The 19,035-nt window shown below is 58.0% G+C and carries 19 protein-coding genes; 14 read left to right on the top strand and 5 right to left on the bottom strand.

The genetic code is table 11. The features are described from left to right. The first annotated feature begins 149 nt into the window (after positions 1 to 149). The 14 genes from C4J85_RS22400 to C4J85_RS22330 all read left to right on the top strand — a co-directional run bounded on the left by C4J85_RS22400 (position 150) and on the right by C4J85_RS22330 (position 15,190). Positions 150 to 656, top strand: a complete 507-nt coding sequence (locus C4J85_RS22400; protein WP_124410733.1) for a disulfide bond formation protein B — start codon at positions 150 to 152, stop codon at positions 654 to 656. A gap of 791 nt (positions 657 to 1,447) precedes the next feature. Beyond that, positions 1,448 to 2,389 carry a ubiquinol oxidase subunit II gene (gene cyoA, locus C4J85_RS22390; RefSeq protein WP_124410732.1) on the top strand — a complete coding sequence of 314 codons (942 nt, stop codon included), beginning with the start codon at positions 1,448 to 1,450 and terminating at the stop codon, positions 2,387 to 2,389. Between the two features lie 3 nt (positions 2,390 to 2,392). Next, positions 2,393 to 4,411 carry a cytochrome o ubiquinol oxidase subunit I gene (cyoB, locus tag C4J85_RS22385; protein WP_124410731.1) on the top strand — a complete coding sequence of 673 codons (2,019 nt, stop codon included), beginning with the start codon at positions 2,393 to 2,395 and terminating at the stop codon, positions 4,409 to 4,411. 3 nt (positions 4,412 to 4,414) lie between these two features. Next, the gene (locus C4J85_RS22380) at positions 4,415 to 5,041 is read left to right on the top strand and encodes a cytochrome o ubiquinol oxidase subunit III (protein ID WP_010206435.1); all 627 of its coding nucleotides are present in this window, start codon (positions 4,415 to 4,417) and stop codon (positions 5,039 to 5,041) included. After that, a complete protein-coding gene (gene cyoD, locus C4J85_RS22375; protein ID WP_124410730.1) occupies positions 5,041 to 5,376 on the top strand; it encodes a cytochrome o ubiquinol oxidase subunit IV in 336 nt (111 codons plus the stop codon). The genes C4J85_RS22380 and cyoD overlap by 1 nt, the downstream gene beginning before the upstream one ends. 11 nt (positions 5,377 to 5,387) lie before the next feature. Continuing rightward, positions 5,388 to 6,275 (top strand): heme o synthase, encoded by an 888-nt coding sequence (gene cyoE, locus C4J85_RS22370; protein WP_124410729.1) that lies wholly within the window; start codon positions 5,388 to 5,390, stop codon positions 6,273 to 6,275. Between the two features lie 101 nt (positions 6,276 to 6,376). Continuing rightward, positions 6,377 to 7,075: a 7-cyano-7-deazaguanine synthase QueC gene (queC, locus tag C4J85_RS22365; protein WP_124410728.1), complete on the top strand. Its 699-nt coding sequence runs from the start codon at positions 6,377 to 6,379 to the stop codon at positions 7,073 to 7,075. A gap of 235 nt (positions 7,076 to 7,310) precedes the next feature. Beyond that, positions 7,311 to 8,396: a pyridoxal phosphate-dependent aminotransferase gene (locus C4J85_RS22360; protein ID WP_124410727.1), complete on the top strand. Its 1,086-nt coding sequence runs from the start codon at positions 7,311 to 7,313 to the stop codon at positions 8,394 to 8,396. A gap of 197 nt (positions 8,397 to 8,593) precedes the next feature. Then, positions 8,594 to 9,310, top strand: coding sequence for a LuxR C-terminal-related transcriptional regulator (locus tag C4J85_RS22355; protein ID WP_124371798.1), 717 nt, complete (start codon positions 8,594 to 8,596; stop codon positions 9,308 to 9,310). 250 nt (positions 9,311 to 9,560) lie between these two features. Then, positions 9,561 to 10,625 carry a fatty acid desaturase family protein gene (locus tag C4J85_RS22350; RefSeq protein ID WP_124364337.1) on the top strand — a complete coding sequence of 355 codons (1,065 nt, stop codon included), beginning with the start codon at positions 9,561 to 9,563 and terminating at the stop codon, positions 10,623 to 10,625. A 4-nt stretch (positions 10,626 to 10,629) separates the two neighbouring features. Beyond that, complete coding sequence (locus C4J85_RS22345) at positions 10,630 to 11,601, top strand: proline dehydrogenase family protein (protein WP_124368295.1); 972 nt, start codon at positions 10,630 to 10,632, stop codon at positions 11,599 to 11,601. Positions 11,602 to 11,614: 13 nt separating this feature from the next. After that, the gene (locus C4J85_RS22340; protein ID WP_124364335.1) at positions 11,615 to 12,865 is read left to right on the top strand and encodes an ATP-grasp domain-containing protein; all 1,251 of its coding nucleotides are present in this window, start codon (positions 11,615 to 11,617) and stop codon (positions 12,863 to 12,865) included. Further along, positions 12,865 to 14,067, top strand: a complete 1,203-nt coding sequence (locus C4J85_RS22335) for an MFS transporter (RefSeq protein WP_124371795.1) — start codon at positions 12,865 to 12,867, stop codon at positions 14,065 to 14,067. Before C4J85_RS22340 ends, C4J85_RS22335 begins: the two co-directional genes overlap by 1 nt. 1 nt (position 14,068) lies before the next feature. Next, the gene (locus C4J85_RS22330; protein WP_124410726.1) at positions 14,069 to 15,190 is read left to right on the top strand and encodes an aminotransferase class V-fold PLP-dependent enzyme; all 1,122 of its coding nucleotides are present in this window, start codon (positions 14,069 to 14,071) and stop codon (positions 15,188 to 15,190) included. A 9-nt stretch (positions 15,191 to 15,199) separates the two neighbouring features. Here the strand turns inward: C4J85_RS22330 and C4J85_RS22325 are convergent, their stop codons facing one another. From C4J85_RS22325 to C4J85_RS22305, 5 genes are all read right to left on the bottom strand, one after another. Next, the gene (locus tag C4J85_RS22325) at positions 15,200 to 15,916 is read right to left on the bottom strand and encodes a hypothetical protein (protein ID WP_124410725.1); all 717 of its coding nucleotides are present in this window, start codon (positions 15,914 to 15,916) and stop codon (positions 15,200 to 15,202) included. Positions 15,917 to 16,018: 102 nt separating this feature from the next. Next, positions 16,019 to 16,273 carry a Txe/YoeB family addiction module toxin gene (locus C4J85_RS22320; RefSeq protein ID WP_124408130.1) on the bottom strand — a complete coding sequence of 85 codons (255 nt, stop codon included), beginning with the start codon at positions 16,271 to 16,273 and terminating at the stop codon, positions 16,019 to 16,021. Beyond that, on the bottom strand, positions 16,270 to 16,524 hold the full coding sequence (locus C4J85_RS22315) for a type II toxin-antitoxin system prevent-host-death family antitoxin (RefSeq protein ID WP_124368289.1): 255 nt from the start codon (positions 16,522 to 16,524) through the stop codon (positions 16,270 to 16,272). Before C4J85_RS22315 ends, C4J85_RS22320 begins: the two co-directional genes overlap by 4 nt. A 93-nt stretch (positions 16,525 to 16,617) precedes the next feature. After that, positions 16,618 to 17,868, bottom strand: a complete 1,251-nt coding sequence (locus C4J85_RS22310) for an aspartate aminotransferase family protein (protein WP_124410724.1) — start codon at positions 17,866 to 17,868, stop codon at positions 16,618 to 16,620. 105 nt (positions 17,869 to 17,973) lie between these two features. Further along, positions 17,974 to 18,987 (bottom strand): diguanylate cyclase domain-containing protein, encoded by a 1,014-nt coding sequence (locus C4J85_RS22305; RefSeq protein WP_124408128.1) that lies wholly within the window; start codon positions 18,985 to 18,987, stop codon positions 17,974 to 17,976. Positions 18,988 to 19,035 lie beyond the last annotated feature (48 nt).

Below are 19,035 nucleotides of genomic sequence, written 5' to 3'. Positions count from 1 at the left end.
AGCTGACTGATCCACCGCTATCGGGAGCAAGCCCCCTCCCACATTTAGCTCTTCATTTTTCCTGATTAATCCGTTGTTAACTCCTCTCTGTTTTAACGGGTGCCTGTGTGTAAACTTGTTGCCACTGGCACAAACAAAGGAAAACGGGGATGAGTGACGAATTGCGTTTGGGCAGGGAGCGGCGCTTTCTGGTGTTGCTGGGCATCATCTGCCTGGCGCTGATCGGCGGAGCGCTGTACATGCAAGTGGTGCTGGGCGAAGCGCCGTGCCCACTGTGCATCCTGCAACGCTACGCCTTGCTGTTGATCGCGATCTTCGCGTTCCTCGGCGCTGCCATGCGTAGCAAGGGGGCGGTCACGTTCTTCGAAGGGCTGGTGGTCCTCAGCGCCCTGGGCGGTGTGGCGGCCGCCGGGCACCATGTGTACACCCAGTTCTTCCCCCAAGTCAGCTGCGGCATCGATGTGCTGCAACCGATCGTCGATGACCTGCCCCTGGCCAAGGTGTTTCCCCTGGGCTTCCAGGTCGACGGCTTCTGCAGCACGCCCTATCCGCCGATTCTCGGCCTGTCCCTGGCGCAATGGGCATTGGTGGCCTTCGTGCTGACGGTGATCCTGGTGCCCCTGTGCATCTATCGTAATCGTCACCCCAAAGCCTGAACCCGTTGAATAAAACGCCCCGGTCTCCTTGAGTGAGGGCCGGGGCGTTTTTGTTTGTAGGAATATGTGAAAGCGCCGTGACAAGCGGCAACAAAAGGTGTGCGCAGCGTGCGACATGTTGTCACACGGAGGTTGCCGCAGGACGTTTCTGACTGGCCGAACCGGCCGCCAAATTTGCATCCGGTGCACAAATTGTGCTGTCAGTTTGTGGTTTGAAAGACACCCCCCGGCGCATCAGGTTTCGACACCGGAGCGCTGTGCAAATGCCTTGTTTTATGGGGACTTTGCTTCGTTTGCCATGCCCTTACAGCGCGTAAGGGGAGTGGCACTCTGCCCAATAACAGCGCAATTTTTGTGGTTTTTGTTGAGAATTGAACGCGATAAGATCGCGAACCCTTGCGGGAATGGTGAAGTATTATTGCTGTAATCGATAAAAATTATTTCTTTATCAGACATGGTTTATACATCGCTAGCTAACTACAATCGCCCGCACTGAATGTCCGGTGCTGTTCAATATTTGAGCATTGGAGCGGTCGAGGAGCAGATGGAAGGCTCTGTGCGATCCCAGGTTCCGGCAGCCTTTCAACTTTCCGCACCAAATGGAATTGGTCTGTAACAAGGCCTTTAGCCACGAAATCGAATAAGAACTCACCGCAGGTCCGTGCAACGTACAGCTATGACGTAACGGGCAGGCTCTTATTCAATCGAAGAGAAATGCCAACCCTTGGCAGGGTGAAGTGTTGGCGATCAAAACCCAACTGCATTGCGCAAGCTGCTTTAGAGGTCGTGAGATGAGTAAAAACAGGTACCCCCGATTACTAGGCTTTTTGCCGCTGCTTGGCATGATGTTAATGCTGGGAGGCTGCAAGTGGACCTTGATGGACCCTAAAGGACAGATCGGTCTGGATCAACGAAACCTGATCATCACCGCCACGCTGCTGATGCTGTTGGTGGTGGTGCCTGTGATCATCATGACCTTCGCCTTCGCCTGGAAATACCGCGCGTCGAACACCAGCGCGACCTACGCGCCGAAGTGGTCGCACTCCACCAAGATCGAAATCGCGGTGTGGCTGGTCCCGATCCTCATCATCATCGCCCTGGGTTACATCACCTATAAGTCGACCCACGAGCTGGACCCGTACCGTCCGCTGGAGTCCGACGTCAAGCCGATCAACATCGAAGTGGTCGCGCTGGACTGGAAATGGCTGTTCATCTACCCGGACCTGGGCATCGCCACGGTCAACCAGATTCGTTTCCCGGAGAACACCCCGCTCAACTTCCGGATCACCTCCGACGCCGTGATGAACTCGTTCTTCATCCCTGCCCTGGGCGGTCAGATCTACGCGATGGCAGGCATGCAGACCCGACTGCACCTGATCGCCAACGAAAAAGCTGAAATGGAAGGCATCTCCGCCAACTACAGCGGCGCTGGCTTCACCGGCATGAAATTCAAAGCGATCTCGACGAGCCAGGAAGATTTCAACGCCTGGGTAGCCGAAGTCAAGGCCGCACCTAAACAGCTTGATCAAGCTGAATACGACGCCCTGACCAAACCAAGCCAGAACAACCCAGTCGCCCTGTACTCCGCGTACGAGCCGAACCTGTTTCAGAAAATCGTCGACAAGTACGAAGGTATGAAGCCAGGCAAGCCGGTCAAGCACGAGAAGAAAGAAGTGGCCGCGGTTGAAGGTTCTGACACAGGCGCGCATTCAACTGCTGGGGCAGAGGAGTAAACGATGTTTGGTAAATTAAGTTGGGATGCGGTCCCGTTCCACGAGCCGATTGTGATGATTACCATCGCCATGATCGCGCTGGGTGGTCTGGCACTGTTTGCAGCAATCACTTATTTCAAGAAGTGGACCTACCTGTGGACCGAGTGGCTGACCTCGGTCGACCACAAGAAAATCGGCGTCATGTACGTCATCGTTGCCATGGTCATGCTGCTGCGTGGCTTTGCCGACGCCATCATGATGCGTACCCAGTTGGCCATGGCCACCGAGGGTTCGCCTGGCTACCTGCCGCCTGAACACTATGACCAGATCTTCACCGCCCACGGTGTGATCATGATCATCTTCATGGCGATGCCATTCTTCACCGGCTTGATGAACCTGGCCTTGCCGCTGCAGATCGGCGCGCGTGACGTTGCCTACCCGTTCCTGAACTCCCTGAGCTTCTGGCTGCTGGTATCGGGCGTTGTGCTGATCAACGTGTCCCTGGGCGTCGGCGAATTCGCCAAGACCGGTTGGGTTGCGTATCCGCCATTGTCGGGCCTGCAATACAGTCCGGGCGTGGGTGTGGACTACTACATCTGGGCGCTACAGTTATCAGGACTCGGGACGACATTGACGGGGGTCAACTTCCTGGCCACCGTGCTGAAAATGCGCGCCCCTGGCATGAAACTGATGGACATGCCGATCTTCACCTGGACCTGCACCTGGGCAAACGTGCTGATCGTGGCTTCGTTCCCGATCCTGGCCGCTACCATGGCGCTGCTGTCGCTTGACCGTTACCTGGATTTCCACATTTTCACCAATGAACTTGGTGGCAATCCAATGATGTACGTGAACCTGTTCTGGGCATGGGGTCACCCTGAGGTGTACATCCTGATCCTGCCAGCGTTCGGTATCTTCTCCGAAGTGATCTCGACCTTTACCGGCAAGCGCCTGTTCGGTCACCACTCGATGGTTTATGCATCGGGCGCGATTTCGGTACTGGGCTTCATGGTGTGGCTGCACCACTTCTTCACTATGGGTTCGGGGGCCAGTGTCAACGCCTTCTTCGGCCTGGCGACGATGCTGATTTCCATCCCGACGGGGGTGAAGCTATTCAACTGGCTGTTCACCATCTACCACGGTCGTCTGCGCATGACCAGCCAGGTCCTGTGGACTCTGGGCTTCATGGTGACCTTCGCCATCGGCGGCATGACCGGCGTACTGCTGGCCATCCCGGGTGCTGACTTCGTACTGCACAACAGCCTGTTCGTGATTGCTCACTTCCACAACGTGATCATCGGTGGTGCGGTATTCGGCTACATCGCTGGTTTCAGCTTCTACTTCCCGAAAGCGTTCGGCTTCAAGCTGCACGAAGGCTGGGGCAAGGCTGCATTCTGGTTTTGGATCTCGGGCTTCTTCGTCGCGTTCATGCCGCTCTATGCACTGGGCTTCATGGGCATGACCCGTCGCCTGAACGCCACCACCAACCCTGAGTGGGTGCCTTACCTGTACGTCGCCATGTTCGGTGCGATCATGATCGCTGTGGGTATCGCCTGCCAGTTGATCCAACTGTACGTGAGCATCCGTGACCGTAAGCAGAACGCTTGCGACTCCGGCGACCCATGGAATGGCCACACCCTGGAATGGTCGACCTCGTCGCCACCACCGTTCTACAACTTCGCCGTGATCCCTACTGCGAACACCATCGATGCGTTCACCGAAGCCAAGGAAGACGGTACTGCGTACCAGCGTCCGAAGCACTACGAACCGATCCACATGCCAAACAACACCGCCACTGGCGTGGTGATGGGCGCGCTGTTGACCGTGTTCGGTTTCGCGATGATCTGGCACATCTGGTGGCTGGCGATCGTGGGCCTGGTGGGCACTATCGGTTACTTCATCATTCACGCTGCCCGTGATGATCAAGGCTACATGGTGCCGGTCGAAACGATCGAACGCATCGAAGCCGAGCAGCACGCTCGCCTGGTAGCCGAGAAGAAGATCCCGGCCAACCGTGTAGAAACCTCGTTGGAACAGGCTTAAACCATGTCGAACTTAGTGACCAATGCTGGACACGCCCATGTCGATGACCATGGGCACGATGACCATCACCACGACTCGGGGCCGATGACCGTTTTCGGTTTCTGGCTCTACCTGATGACCGACTGCATCTTGTTTGCGTCGATCTTCGCGGTGTACGCGGTACTGGTAAACAACGTTGCGGGTGGCCCGTCGGGCCACGACATCTTCGAACTGCCCTACGTGCTCGGCGAAACCGCCTTGCTGTTGTTCAGTTCGATCACCTACGGCTTCGCCATGTTGGCCTTCTACAAGGGCAACAAGAAAGGCGTGCTGAGCTGGTTGGCACTGACCTTCCTGTTCGGCCTGGGCTTCATCGGCATGGAGATCAACGAGTTCCACCTGCTGATCTCCGAAGGCTACGGCCCGCACCGTTCCGGCTTCCTGTCGGCGTTCTTCACGCTGGTAGGCACCCACGGTCTGCACGTAACGGCCGGCCTGCTGTGGATGGCGGTGATGATGTATCAGGTCAATAAGCACGGCCTGACCAACACCAACAAGACTCGCCTGAGCTGCCTGAGCCTGTTCTGGCACTTCCTGGACGTGGTCTGGATCTGCGTATTCACCGTCGTTTACTTGATGGGGACTCTGTAATGGCTAATGCACACTCCCATGACAGCCACGATGCAAGCCACGGCAGCGTTAAGTCTTACGCTATCGGCTTCATCCTGTCGGTCATCCTGACGCTCATCCCGTTCGGCCTGGTGATGTACCCGACCCTGCCGAAGTCGATCACCTTGATGATCGTATTGGCGTTCGCGGTGATTCAGGTGCTGGTTCACCTGGTGTACTTCCTGCACCTGGATCGTTCGAAGGAGCAGCGCGATAACGTGATTGCGTTCGTGTTCGCCGGCCTGGTCATCCTGCTGCTGGTTGGCCTGTCGATCTGGATCATGTTCAGCATCCACACCTTCATGATGGCGAAGTGAGGTAAGACCCGATGTCGCTTAAGCACTTTATCCAAATCACCAAACCGGGGATCATTTTCGGTAACGTGCTTTCTGTGGCGGGCGGTTTCTTCCTGGCCTCCAAGGGACATGTCGATCTGGCCATCTTCCTGGCTGCGATGATCGGTACGTCCCTGGTGGTTGCTTCCGGTTGCGTGTTCAACAACTGCATCGACCGTGACATCGACATCAAGATGGAGCGCACCAAGAATCGCGTGCTGGTCCAGGGGCTTATCTCCCTGAAACTGGCACTGATCTTCGCGACCGTCCTGGGTGTTGCGGGCGTGGTGTTGTTGTACAAGGTGGCCAACCCGCTGGCGGCGCTGTTTGCCGTGATCGGTTTTGTCATCTACGTCGGCCTCTACAGCCTGTACCTCAAGCGCAAGTCGGTGCACGGCACGCTGGTGGGCAGTCTGTCAGGGGCGATGCCGCCGGTGATTGGTTATGTGGCTGTAACCAATAGCTTCGACATGGCCGCGCTGGTGCTGCTGGTGATGTTCAGCCTGTGGCAGATGCCGCATTCCTACGCCATCGCGATTTTTCGCTTCAATGACTACCTGGCTGCGTCGATTCCGGTTCTGCCGGTCAAGCGTGGCATCCAGGTGGCCAAGAAACACATTCTGCTCTACATCCTGGCCTTCCTCGTGGCGACCCTGATGTTGACCTTCAGTGGCTACGCCGGCATGAGCTACCTCGCCGTCGCCGCGGCCATGGGTATGTACTGGTTGTACATGGCCTGGACCGGCTACAAGGCGGTGGATGACACCGTCTGGGCGCGCAAGCTGTTCGTGTTCTCGATCTTCACCATCACCGCGCTCAGCGTGATGATGTCCCTGGATTTCCAAGTGCCGAAAGAGCTGTTGCTGACGTACGCGCCCTGAGTGGTCTGGCAGTGAAAAACCCCGCCTTCGAAAGAGCGCGGGGTTTTTTATTGAGTGGCCTTTAAACTATTCCCCATTCTTCGAAGGCAGGAAGCAAAGCAATGAGTAAAAAAGCCGTGATGGTGTTCAGTGGCGGGCAGGATTCGACCACCTGCCTGATCCAGGCGCTGAAGCTGTATGACGAAGTGCACTGCATCACCTTCGATTATGGTCAGCGCCATGTGGCGGAAATCGAAGTCGCCCGGCAGTTGGCCAGGCAATTGGGCGCCACCGTGCACAAAGTGATGGACGTGTCGCTGCTCAATGAGCTGGCGATCAGCAGCCTCACCCGTGACAACATTCCGGTGCCGACCGTGAACAGCTCAGGCGAAAGCCTGCCGAGCACCTTCGTGCCGGGCCGCAATATCCTGTTCCTGACCCTGGCCGCGATCTACGCCTATCAAGTGAAGGCTGAGACCGTCATCACTGGCGTGTGCGAAACCGACTTCTCGGGATATCCGGATTGCCGTGACGAGTTCGTCAAGGCACTGAACCAGGCCCTCAAGCTGGGCATGGAATACGACGTACGTCTCGACACCCCATTGATGTGGCTGAACAAGGCCGAGACCTGGGCCCTGGCCGATTACCACGGGCAACTGGAGCTGGTGCGCGAGCAGACGCTGACCTGCTACAACGGCGTCATTGGCACCGGCTGTGGCGAGTGTGACGCGTGCAACCTGCGCGCCCGGGGCTTGAATGAGTACCTGCAGAACAAGGGGGATGTGATGCAGAGCCTGAAGCACAAGTTGCAGCTGAAATAACTCGATCCAGAGCCAGGTGAGGTCTACCTGATAGAGGACGATCAAAATGTGGGAGGGGGCTTGCTCCCGATGGCGGCCTGACAGCCGACCAGGATGCTGAATCAGAGCGAGTACATATCCGTTGCTGCGGTAACGGCGGCTAATCCGGTGGTGCTAAATCGGGCGGCATTTTTCTCGTCATACTCCTCTGTATGACCCGTACGAATCCCCCGTCCGCCTACAAGGAGTAGTCACCATGGTCAGCGTCAGTCGTCGATCCCTTCTCGCCCTGGGCGCGGCCTTGCCTGTGCTCGGGCATCTCGATTGGGCAGTCGCAAGCCCTGCGCCTGCGGCCTCTGACGATGTATTGCTCAACTACAACGAAAGCCCTTATGGGCCGTCAAAAGCGGCGCTTGAGGCGATGCAGCGTGGTATTGCGGCAGCCGGGCGTTATCCCTACCCGCACATGTACGCGCTGGCTGCGCTGTTTGCCCAACAGCAAGGCATCAGCGAAGACAATGTGGCGGTTTTTGCCGGCTCCATGGCCGCGTTGCGCTATGCCGTATTGGCATTCACCCACCCAACCCGTGGCCTGGTGATGGCCACGCCGTCCTACGAAGTTCCGCGCCAGGCGGCCGAATCGAACAAGGCGCCGGTACACGAAGTCAGCCTCGATGCCCAGCATGCCCATGATGTACCGGCGATGCTCGCGGCTGATCCCCAGGCCGGCATGCTGTACCTGTGCAACCCCAATAACCCGACCGGCACCCTGACGCCGACCGAGGCTATCCGTCAGGCGCTGGAGAACAAACCCAAAGGCAGCGTGCTGGTGGTGGACGAAGCCTATATCGACTTCTGCGACGCCCCCAGTTGCGTGAGTTGGATCAAGGACCATGACGATCTGCTGGTACTGCGCACCTTCTCGAAAATTTACGGCATGGCCGGTGCGCGCCTCGGTTTGGCGATCGGCCATCCCTCGCTGTTGGAGCGCCTCGCGGTGTTTGGCGGCGACAATGTGCCGGCCGGTGCCAGCCTGCTGGGTGCCCATGCCAGCCTGGAAGACGTCAAGCTGCTGGGCCAGCGCAAGGCGCTCAATGCCGGCGTGCGTGACGAGACCATCGCTTGGCTGAAGGGCCGGGGCTATAGCTGCACGGCTTCCCAGAGCAATTGCTTCATGATCGACGTGAAGCAGCCGGCAGAGCAGGTGGTTGCGCGTCTGGCTGCACAGAATGTGCTGGTAGGGCGTGTCTGGAAGGACTGGCCGCAGTGGGTGCGGGTGACGGTAGGTAATAAGCAGCAAATGCAGCGGTTTCGCGAGGTGTTTGCGACACAGATAGCCTGACCAGACACTGCTGCGCCTGCTCGCGGTCGGTTCAGCGCTGGAAGCACTGGACAAGGTTGGTAGGCATGTTTCATTCTTTCCCTGGTATAGAGGAATTTTCCTACGGTGTAGGTCGATTTTGATCGGAAGCTTACGGATTGAAGCACTCCGGTCAGGTCGCTAACCTCACCCGTTGTCACTCATCAGGGACGATAGTCATGCGAAGCGATGGTCAAGCCAATAACAATACGCTCATGCAGCCCACCGATGTGCGCCAATTGCTCGATGTTGAGCTGAGCCGACGCGGCCTCGGGCATTTCGAGGTCTATCAATGTGGGCCGACGCTGGATGAAGCGGAAATCATCACTAACTACCCCGACGCGCTGGACCGTGGTGACGCTGCAGATGACTTTTACCAACGCGGTCAATTGCTGTCCTTGTCCAAACGCCGCATAAAACCGTTTTTCTGGAGCGATGAAAACATTCTTGCGCCCGCTGCAGACGCGGTCCCGGTGCCAGGGCCCTGTGCCCCCGTCGGCGAGGGCGCCAGTTTTATCGTGCATGGTAATCGGGGCTTCTATTCCATCCTCAACCTGTGCAGCTTTGGCGAACATCAACAGTTTCGCGAGCGAGTGCTGGCCAACAAAAGTGAACTGCAGATGCTGCTGGTCTCGGTTTACGACGAGGCGTTGGAAAGCAGTACCACCATGCCCCCTCCGGTTGTACCGGAAACCGTGCTGACACCCCGGGAAACGCAGGTGTTGTCCTGGACCAGTCAGGGCAAGACCTATAACGAAATAGCACTCCTGGTCTCAATGAGCCCGCGTACGGTCAAGTTCCATATGAAGAATATCTTCAGCAAGCTGAATGTGCCCAACGGCAAGTCCGCCATTCGCAAAGCCTTGCAGCTGGGCTATATCCGCGAACAGGCCTGATTCGCCGGTACTTCTTTTTCCATTGCCACGCCCGCCGATGATTTATTACCGGCGGGCGTGCGCGTGCGCGTGTGATTTGGCGCTACCTGTCTAAAAGGGCAGCTTGTTCACTTTCAAGCGGTGCTTTAGTTTTTTTGCAGCCAATGAGTTTAGCTCAGGCAAAAAAAACAAGAGCCGCAACATCCCAAAAAATCATCGTCGCTCTAGGCGATAGGCGTGTTGCAGCGTGCCGCTTAATTATGGAGTGATTATGCTGGTCGATAAAAACAAAGAGCCAGGTGGCCAAAACGCTGCGGGTATTTCCCGTGAAACCTTCGGGATGCTCAAGCACCTGTGCAAGAAAGATAACTACCATTGGGCCATCGCACTGGGTAAGGATTATTCAATCATCGCCTTTGCCATTTATCTGTCCGTAGGCGTCAGCTATTGGTTTTATCCCGTTTCGCTGTTTCTCATCGGTACCACTCAACGTGCCCTGGCGAACGTGTTGCACGAGTCAAGTCACAAACTGTTGGCGAAAAACCGGGCGATCAACTGGTTTGCCGGTACCTTTCTCTCGGGGTACCTGATCTTCCATCTTTACCAGTCCTACAGCACCTCGCACGTCAAAAACCACCATGTGCACCTGGGGCACCCGGAAAAAGACCCGGACTACAATTTCCATCTCAAGTGCGGCCTGTACGACCTCCAGCAAAGCGAGCGCGAGTTCTTCCTGAAGAACGTGGTGATGGCGTTATCGGGTTACCGCACCCTTCAATACATCAAGTACATCGTCAAGGACCGGCTCCAGGGCCAGGACGCACGCATCCGCAAGGAACGCGTGCTGATGTGGGCCTACTGGGCAGTGATTTTTGCAGTGGTTGCCTGGTTTGGCCTTGCGGTTGAACTGGTGCTGTTCTGGTTCGTGCCGCTGTTCACGGCCGCCGTGGCTGTGGGCTGGATCATCGAGCTGGCCGAGCACTATCCGTTGCCCGCCGTTGAAAGCGAAAAGCTGCTGCTGACCCGTAACCGTAAAGGCAACGCGCTGGAAAACTTCTTTTTTGGCCGCCACGACGATAACTACCACCTTGTGCACCACCTGCACCCGTCGATTCCTCATTGGAACATGCGCAAGGCCCATAAGCTGCTGATGTCGCACCCCGAGTACGCACGCTGGGACAACCTGTGGGCGGGGATTTTTACCCGTGACCGGCATAGCCGCCACAAGGAAACCCTGCTCAGTTACGCGGCCAAATTCCGCGCCCACAAGATCGCCAACCACACCGACGATTCGAGTTTCGCACGTCGCATGCTCAACCAGTCCTACGGGGTTTAATGCCATGAACACGACAGATAACAGCCTGCTGGCAACCCTGGCCCTGAAGAAACTGGCGGCGAACAAGACCTACCGCGACTTGTTCCTGGAGAGCGAGACGCTGCGTGATTTCCTGCGACCTGCGGCGCTTCGCTACATCATTTCCGAAGATCGCCTGGAGATGCTCGACAAGCTTGGGGCCCTGTTGGCCAAAGGCTATCGCACCGGTGTCGAGTTCGTCGGCGAGGAAGCGACGACGCTGGCCGAGGTGACCACGGCAACCGATGAATACCTGCAGCTGATCGACTTGATCGCCCAGCATCCCAAGCTCGGTGAACCTCCTCAGTTGGGGTTCGATTTGTCGAACGTCGGTACCATCATTTCCCGCGAGCTGGCAGTCGAGAACTGCTCGAAGATCCTCGCCCATGCAGCCGATAAGGACGTCGGCGTGATCATCAGCATGGAGCGCTCCCAATGGACGGATTCGATCCTCGAGATCTTCCTGCACCTGAGCGGGCGTTTTCCCAACGTGGGCATCACCCTCCAGGCGCAGTTGAACCGAACCCCGGATGACCTGGGAGCGGTGCTGGAAACCGGCTGCAAGGTGCGCCTGGTCAAAGGCGTCTATGCTGAGCCTGCCGCCATTGCTTTGCCCCGTGGCGAGGCGCTCAACGAGCGTTACCTGGGGCTGCTGGACCGGATCAATGGTGGCCGCGGGCAGTTTGCTTTCGCCACCCAGGACCCGCTGCTGGTTGAAGAAATCCTCACCAGCCGCATCGCCGACCGAGGTGAACTGGAGATGCTCCACGGCGTGCGCCCTGAGCTGATCAAGGCGGTAAAAGACCAGGGCCAGGTCAAGGCCCGGGTGTCGGCGGTTTACGGCACCAACTGGTACTTGCACCTGTTGCACCGTGTGGCTGAGTTCCCGCAGAACATTTTCCTGGCGCTGGATGACGTGGCTTCGCCACGGGCCTCTGAAACCGCCACTCATTACTGAAAAGGACATTCTTATGAAGCAGTACGTCGCATTGGTGGATGTCTACTCGAGCGGTAATTTCCTGCCGCAGTATTTCCGGGATGCCGGTTTCAGCCTGATCCATGTACAGAGTACACCCGAGCTGATGCCAAGCATGCTCGGGCCGAACCTGTCTGAGTTCGAGCACAACCTGGCACTCAACGACAACGCCGAGGATATAGTGCGACGCTTGCGTGAGTTCAACGTAGTCGCCGTCATTGCCGGCCAGGAGCCGGGCGTGCCATTCGCCGATTACTTGAGTGAACAGTTGCAACTGTCCACCTCCAACGGCAGTGCAGGCTCACGCGCTCGCCGCGACAAGTTTGAAATGATCAACAAAGTCGCCGCCGCAGGCCTGTTGACCGCACGCCAGATCAAATCCTCGGACCCCGCCGAGCTGCTGGCCTGGGTCGAGGCCGGTCAGGTGTTTCCCTGCGTGATCAAACCGCTGAGTTCGGCATCCACCGACGGGGTTTCGATCTGCCACAACCTCGAGGACGTCAAGCGCGCCTGTGAGGAGGTAGTGTCCAACCCGGATATCTTCGGCCTGCCCAACACGGAAATTCTTTGCCAGTCCTACCTCAAGGGCCCGGAGTACATCGTCGATACCGTCAGCCGTGATGGGCAGACTTACGTGTGCGGGATCTGGCGCTATGTGAAGCGTGAAATCAGCGGCGGCAAGAACATCTACGACCGCGACGTGCTGATTGCCCCGGACAGCGCCGAGGCCAACGTGCTGGTGGACTACATCGTGAAGGCGCTCAAGGCGCTGGGTATCGATAACGGCCCGGCCCATTCGGAAGTGATCCTCACCGAAGCCGGCCCCGCGCTGGTGGAAGTCGGTGCTCGCCTGAACGGCAACATGGAACCAAGGTTCCATGACATCAGCCTGGGCGGCAACCAGGCGCAGCTCACCTACCTGGCGTACTGCGACGGTGAGGCGTTCAAGGCCAACTACGCCGGCAAGCGCTACCACAAGCTCAAGGAAGCCTGTGTCATCAACACCGACACCACGCTGCAAGGCGAGGTCACCGGCTTCAATGAATCGGCCATCCACCGGATCGAGGCGTTGCCTTCGGTGCACAAGCTGAGCGTCAAATACAAGGCCGGCAAGCTGATGAAAAAGACCGTGGACCTGCTCAGCAGCCCGCTGCGGGTGTTTCTGGTATCGGATAGCCAGGGCACTATCGACCAGGATTACGAGCAGATCCGCCAGTACAAAGACAACGTCTATGTGATCCGCTGATGATAGGCACTTATCGCGCGTTGCGCGGGCTCAACGCTCGCTTGCAGTTGCTGTTCCTGATCACCCTGGTGTTCCGCATGGGCACCATGGCGTTCCCTTTCTATGCGGCTTACCTGATTCATCAGCACGCCGTGTCGGCGGCAATCGCAGGGTTGCTGGTGGGCGTTTATGGCGCGGGCGCATTGTTTGTGGACTTGATCATCGGCGGGGTGATCAAGCGGTTTTCCGCCAATCGGGTGATCCTCGGTTCGTTGCTGCTTAACGCGGTGCTGCTGCTGATCATTCCGTCGGTGGATAACACGGCGCTGCTGTTTGTGCTGTCGTTTCTGTGGGGTGCCTGTTACGAGGCATTCACGCCGGCGACATTCTCCGAAACAGTCACCCACAGCAGCAGTGAATCGCGCAAAGTGGCGTTCTCTTGCAACCGTTTGGCGATCAACATCGGCATGGCGATCGGGCCGCTGTTGGGCAGCCTGATTTTCTTGAGTAACGCCGACGCGGTGTTCTACCTCAACGCGGCGTTGTCCCTGGTGGCCTTCGTTGCCTGCCTGCGGTTCGGGCGTGCGGTGCCGGTGGCCCAAGGGGCTGCCGTCGTCAGCAAGGGCAACGGCTTGCCGGAGAGCGCAGTGCACGAGCGCTCGCGCTTGCTGGTGATTCTGCTGGCGGCATTGCCGGTGCACGTGGCCTATGCGCTGCCGCCGACGTTTCTGTCGGCCTACATCATCAATTACACCGAGTTGCCGGCGTACTACGTCGGGATCATCTTTTTCATCAATGCACTGCTGGTGATTCTGTTCGAAGTGCCGATCAACCAACGTATGTCGCACCTGTCGAGCAGCCGCTCGCTGGTGGCCGGGTTTCTCGTAGCCGGCGTGGGGTTTTTCCTGATGGGCTTCAGCCAGGTCGGCGCGCTGTTGCTGGTGGCCACCGTGCTCTGGAGCCTGGGCGAGATGATCGTCTTTCCCGGCATCACCCATTACGTCAGCAGTATCTCCAGCCGTCACACCGTGGACCGCAACCTCGGCTATTACTCGGCGGGGGTGAACATCGGCGTAATGATCACGCCTTCGCTGGCGTTCATGCTGGTGTCACAGCCCTCGCTGCCTTCGCCGTGGCTGCTGGCGGGCACGATATTGCTGCTGTTCGCGGTGGCGGTAGGCGTAATGAAAGGCTCGGCTGTCTTGTGGAACAAGGAAGCATGAAATGAACAGGATTCATCTGAACACCGCCGGCGCGGGCCTGATGTCACCGGCCACGCTGAATGCGATCCAGGGTTTTACCGCCACAGAAGCGCAAATGGGCAGCTATGAAACCGAGCTGGCCTACGAGGCGTTGCTCAACGACGACCTGTACCGCCTGGTGGCCAAGCTGTTGAATGCAGAGCCTGCGCAGATTGGCTTTTTCAGCAGCGCCACCGAGGCCTGGACCAGCATTCTCGGCAAGTTGCAATTTCCCCGAGGTAAGCGGGTGTGGGTGTCGACCTCGGAATACGCCGCGAACCTGATCTTTTTCAACTACCTCAAGCAATCGCGTGAGATTCGCGTTGAAGTGATCCCAACCACGGCCACCAGCCCGCTGGACCTGGATTGGGTGCGGCATCATCTGGACGACGATGTGTTTCTTGTCAGCGTGTCGCACCTGCCGTCCTGCTGCGGGGTGATCAATCCGGTGGAAGCGCTGGGTGCGCTGCTCAAGGGTTCGAACGCACTGTATGTGGTGGATGCGTGCCAATCGCTGGGGCAGTTGCCGCTGGATGTGCGGGATATGCACTGTGATTTATTGACAGGCGCGGGGCGCAAGTTTCTCTGCGGGCCCCGTGGCAGCGGGATTGCTTATGTGTCGCCACGCCTGCTGGGCCAATTGCAGCTGAATTTTGCAGACCTGCACGCCGCCAGCACCGATGGCCAGGTCAACCAGGTGGATGCGTCCGGCGCTCGGGTGCTGGAGATCGCAGAAAAGAGCCTTTCGGCCCTGGTGGGTTTGCACACGGCGGTGCAGGAATACCTGCAAGTAGGCGGCGGGCAGGTGAGCACGGAGCCCTATGCGCTGCTGGCGCAGGCGTTGCGGCGCCTGCCGCAGTTAACGCTGATGTGTGACCAGTTCGAACAGACCGGGATTGTCTCGTTCGTGCCGCATAACGTGCCGGCCAAGGTATTTGTCGACCAAGCCCGCGCGCTGGGGCTCAACCTCTGGGCAGGCACTGCCGCCCATACCCCGTTGCTGCTCAAGGACCTGGGCGTCAGCCACTTCGTGCGTGCCTCGGTGGGCCGGCATATCACCCTCGCCCAAGTCGAGCAGGCGCTGGTCATCCTGCGCAGCCTATAGCTTCGGCATTTACTGGGCGGCGATGGAGTAACCGACAAAAGCGCTTTGCTGTTGCAGTGCGGTCACAATGCTCTTGCGCGTGACCGGCTGCTCCACGCCGCTGTTGTCAACGAAGGTGTCACTTTCCAGCTCCGCCTCGCTGCCTTCACCTACAAAGGTAAGGCCCAGGAACTCCAGCGCTTCGCGGTCCACATTGAGCTTGGAACGCGGCGTGCGCAGCGGCAGCGTGACGCTGATGCCATCCTTGCTGATCACAAATACCTCGGCTTCCTTCTTGGCGCGTGCGGCCTTGCCCTTGCCGGCGCTCGGGTTGCTGATGGCCTGGTGCGACTGGTTCAGCACCTTGAGGGCCAGGCCGTAGACCAACTCCTGGAATTCAGGGTCGTCCTTGAAGCTGGACAGCAGGCGGCTGATGGAGAACTTGCTGCTCAGGTCTTCCAGGGCAGCGTTGTCGGCGGCTTCGGCGTCCTTCAATTGCTTGAGCTGGCCCATGAGGTCGTAGGCTTTGTCATCGTCGAAGGCGTCATGGGCCTGACGAATGGCCACGCGCAACTCGCGGATCTGGTCGCTTTCCTTGGAAGTGTGAAACGCGTCCAGCACCATTTCGCTGATGATCTTGGCCGCTGGCACATGCTGTGAAAGATTGATGGCGTTTTCATACTCGGCTTTGGCGTGCGAGACGACGACGGAGGCTTCGGCGGATTCAGCGGTGTACGAATCGGACATTGAAATTTCACTACTTCAGTAAACGGGGAGAGACAAAAAAGCGTCGGGCATTTTCAGGGGGCCGGGGAGTCAGGTCAAGGCGCCTCCTGAAGGTGGACCCGGTCAGTAGTGATAACGGCACATGAGGATCTGTACTTCATCCTCCTCGATGCCATACACCAGACGATGCTCTGCTGTGATTCGCCGAGACCAGTAGCCGCTCAGGTTGTGTTTGAGGGGCTCAGGTTTTCCAACACCTTCAAATGGGTCTCTTTGAATCGCTTTGATGAGCAGGTTTATACGCTTGAGCCCTGCCTTGTCGTTTTGTTGAAACCACAGATAATCGTCCCAGCCCTCAGGGGTAAAGAGTATTTTCATTCTTCAATCAACTGCCTTGGCTTGGCTTTGCCGGCTCGTAAGCTGTTGACTGAGTTGATGAGGCGTTCGGCATTTTTTGGCGAGCGCAGTAAATAGGCTGTTTCCTCGAGAGCATTGAATTCTGACAACGAGATCATCACCACCGGTTCGCCTTTTTGTCGGGTCAGGAGCAGTGGAATGTGATCTTCATTAACGCGGTCCATGGTTTCGGACAGGTGCGCACGCGCATGGGTGTAGTTGATAGTTTCCATGAAAACATCCTCGTTTTAAGCTTTGAACGTACAGAAATACGTACATATCTACAAGAGGCATCCTATCAGCGGTCGAATTTGTGGACGCATGCATCAGTCCAGCTGCTTGAGGCACGCTTCGAGCTTATCCAGGCCTTCCTCCAGCACGGCCGGCTCGATGGTCAGCGGTGCCAGCAAGCGGATGATATGCCGTGACTTGCCGCTGGGCATCAGCAGCAGGCCGGCAGCCCGCGCCAGGCTCAGCAATTGGGTCAGTTGCTTGGCGGCGGGCGTGCCGTCGGCATGCGCCAGTTCAATGCCGCGCATCGCGCCGACACCGGTGAGGCGGCCCAGATACGGCGACAGGTGCTGTGCGCGCCATGCTTGGTAACGTCGCACGATCGCCTCCTCCTGCCGGGAACCCCATACCTGCAGGTGTTCATCGGTCATCACATCGAGGGTTGCCAGCGCGGCGGCGCAGGCGATGGGATTGCCGGAATAGGTACCCCCCAGACCGCCCTTGGGCAGGTTGTCCATCAGTGCCTTGCGCCCCACCACCGCCCCCAGCGGCACACCGCCGGCGATGCTTTTGCCGAGCAGGATCAGGTCAGGTTCAATGCCCAGGCGCGAGAAGGCGAATCGCTGCCCGGTGCGACCGAAACCGGACTGGATTTCGTCGGCGATCAACAGGATGTTGTTCTCGTCACAAAAACGGCGCATGGCCTGGGCGAATTCGGTATCCAGGGCGAGGAAACCGCCTTCGCCCTGTACCGGTTCAATAATGAAACAGGCTACGTCGTTGACGTCGATTTCCACGCTGAACAGGCGGTCCATAGCCTTCAGCGCTTCGGCACAGGTGACGCCGTTGTCGGCGCTGGGGTAGGGCAGGTGATACACCGGGCCGGGCAGTACGCCGACTTTTTGCTTGTACGGCGCGACCTTGCCATTGAGGTTGAGGGTGGCCAGGGTGCGCCCATGAAACGCTCCGTCAAACGCAATCACCGCCGTGCGGCCAGTGGCGCCGCGCACAATCTTCAAGGCATTTTCCGCGGCCTCAGCGCCGCTGTTGGTGAGCATGCCGCTGACCGGATAGCTCACCGGAATAAACGCGGTCAGGCGCTCCATCAAATCGATATAGGGCATGTGCGGCGCGGCGTTGAACGCGTAGTGGGTGAGTCTGGTCGCCTGCTCGCGAATCGCGTCCACCACGGCCGGGTGACAATGGCCGAGGTTGAGTACGCCGATGCCGCCGATAAAATCGATATAGCGCTTACCTGCGGTGTCCCAGACCTCAGCGTTTTTTCCATGGCTGAGGTTGATGGGATGGACGATGGAAATCGATTGGCTGATCGTTTCGCGGCTCATGAATCGTTGACTCGGCAGTAATGGGCTCGGTTTATCTAAGCTGCGTGAGCGCCTCTGCCGCAAACGAAATAAAGTCGCCGGGTCATTATTAAAAGTCGGGATCATTCATTCCGAGACTCCATTCTTCCCCGCCGCCTTGGATCGATATAACGCCTGATCGGCGCGCGCCATCAGGGCTGCCGGTGACTCCCCCACCCGCCGTTCCACCACGCCCAGGCTCAGGGTTATCTTGGGATCAGCGACGGCGAACAGGTTCTGGATTGTGTGGCGCACACGTTCGGCCTGTTCCTTCGCCGTCTGCAGGGTGCTGTTGGGCAAGACCAGCATAAATTCATCGCCGCCCCAGCGGGCCAGCACATCACCGGCACGTACGCAGGTTTCCAGGCCTTCCACTACCTGGACCAGCGTCTGGTCGCCTACGCCATGGCCATATCTATCATTGATCGGCTTGAAGTCATCGATATCCATAGCCACCAGCGCCAATGGCAAGCGAAAGCGCTCGGAGCGGTCGCATTCCTGGAGCATCACTTTTTCCAGGCGATAACGGTTGGCGATGCGCGTCAGGGCATCCCGTTCGGCCAGGGAGCGGTTTTCGACCAGTTGCAATTGCAACTGCTGATTGACGCGCGACAATTCAAGGGTGCGCTCGAGCACCAAGGTCTCAAGGGAGCGGTTACGCTTTTGAAGACGTTCAATCGAGCATTTGCGTGCATGGATATCGCGGTGTGCGCCCACCATGCGCGCTACCGAAGTGTCGGGATTGCGCGTAATGATGTAGCCACGGTCCTCGATCCAGAGGTACGTGCCGTCGTATTTTCGACAGCGGTATTCGGCTCGGTACAGGGGCGCGCGTTGGCAGACATAGTCATCAAATCCGGCCATCACATGGGGATAATCCTCGGGATGGATCACGCTTTCCCAGGTGAATACGCTGTTTTCCAGGGAGTGGCGCGGGTAGCCAAGCATTTCGTACCAGCCGGGATTGCGGTAGACGAACCCGGTATTGGCATTCCAATCCCATATCCCGTCGCTGACCAGTTCCATGATGGCATGCAACATGTCGGTGCTGATATTGGCAAGGTCATTACGCAGCGGTTCGGTGCCGGCTGTATCGTCCATTACACGCTTCCTGCATGAGCGGGCTTTCAAGGCCAGCTTTCGTTGACG

This window comes from Pseudomonas sp. R4-34-07, assembly GCF_003852375.1.
Lineage (GTDB): Bacteria > Pseudomonadota > Gammaproteobacteria > Pseudomonadales > Pseudomonadaceae > Aquipseudomonas.
This window is presented reverse-complemented; position numbering and strand designations above follow the sequence as displayed.

Bases quoted from the DNA above. Each gene is read 5' to 3' on its own strand.
- cyoA (WP_124410732.1), top strand. From the start codon at position 1,448: ATGAGTAAAAACAGGTACCCCCGATTACTAGGCTTTTTGCCGCTGCTT.
- cyoB (WP_124410731.1), top strand. From the start codon at position 2,393: ATGTTTGGTAAATTAAGTTGGGATGCGGTCCCGTTCCACGAGCCGATT.
- C4J85_RS22335 (WP_124371795.1), top strand. From the start codon at position 12,865: ATGATAGGCACTTATCGCGCGTTGCGCGGGCTCAACGCTCGCTTGCAG.
- queC (WP_124410728.1), top strand. From the start codon at position 6,377: ATGAGTAAAAAAGCCGTGATGGTGTTCAGTGGCGGGCAGGATTCGACC.
- C4J85_RS22345 (WP_124368295.1), top strand. From the start codon at position 10,630: ATGAACACGACAGATAACAGCCTGCTGGCAACCCTGGCCCTGAAGAAA.
- C4J85_RS22355 (WP_124371798.1), top strand. From the start codon at position 8,594: ATGCGAAGCGATGGTCAAGCCAATAACAATACGCTCATGCAGCCCACC.
- C4J85_RS22305 (WP_124408128.1), bottom strand. From the start codon at position 18,987: ATGGACGATACAGCCGGCACCGAACCGCTGCGTAATGACCTTGCCAAT.
- C4J85_RS22360 (WP_124410727.1), top strand. From the start codon at position 7,311: ATGGTCAGCGTCAGTCGTCGATCCCTTCTCGCCCTGGGCGCGGCCTTG.
- cyoE (WP_124410729.1), top strand. From the start codon at position 5,388: ATGTCGCTTAAGCACTTTATCCAAATCACCAAACCGGGGATCATTTTC.
- C4J85_RS22340 (WP_124364335.1), top strand. From the start codon at position 11,615: ATGAAGCAGTACGTCGCATTGGTGGATGTCTACTCGAGCGGTAATTTC.
- C4J85_RS22330 (WP_124410726.1), top strand. From the start codon at position 14,069: ATGAACAGGATTCATCTGAACACCGCCGGCGCGGGCCTGATGTCACCG.
- C4J85_RS22320 (WP_124408130.1), bottom strand. From the start codon at position 16,273: ATGAAAATACTCTTTACCCCTGAGGGCTGGGACGATTATCTGTGGTTT.
- C4J85_RS22310 (WP_124410724.1), bottom strand. From the start codon at position 17,868: ATGAGCCGCGAAACGATCAGCCAATCGATTTCCATCGTCCATCCCATC.
- C4J85_RS22325 (WP_124410725.1), bottom strand. From the start codon at position 15,916: ATGTCCGATTCGTACACCGCTGAATCCGCCGAAGCCTCCGTCGTCGTC.
- C4J85_RS22315 (WP_124368289.1), bottom strand. From the start codon at position 16,524: ATGGAAACTATCAACTACACCCATGCGCGTGCGCACCTGTCCGAAACC.
- C4J85_RS22350 (WP_124364337.1), top strand. From the start codon at position 9,561: ATGCTGGTCGATAAAAACAAAGAGCCAGGTGGCCAAAACGCTGCGGGT.
- cyoD (WP_124410730.1), top strand. From the start codon at position 5,041: ATGGCTAATGCACACTCCCATGACAGCCACGATGCAAGCCACGGCAGC.
- C4J85_RS22380 (WP_010206435.1), top strand. From the start codon at position 4,415: ATGTCGAACTTAGTGACCAATGCTGGACACGCCCATGTCGATGACCAT.
- C4J85_RS22400 (WP_124410733.1), top strand. From the start codon at position 150: ATGAGTGACGAATTGCGTTTGGGCAGGGAGCGGCGCTTTCTGGTGTTG.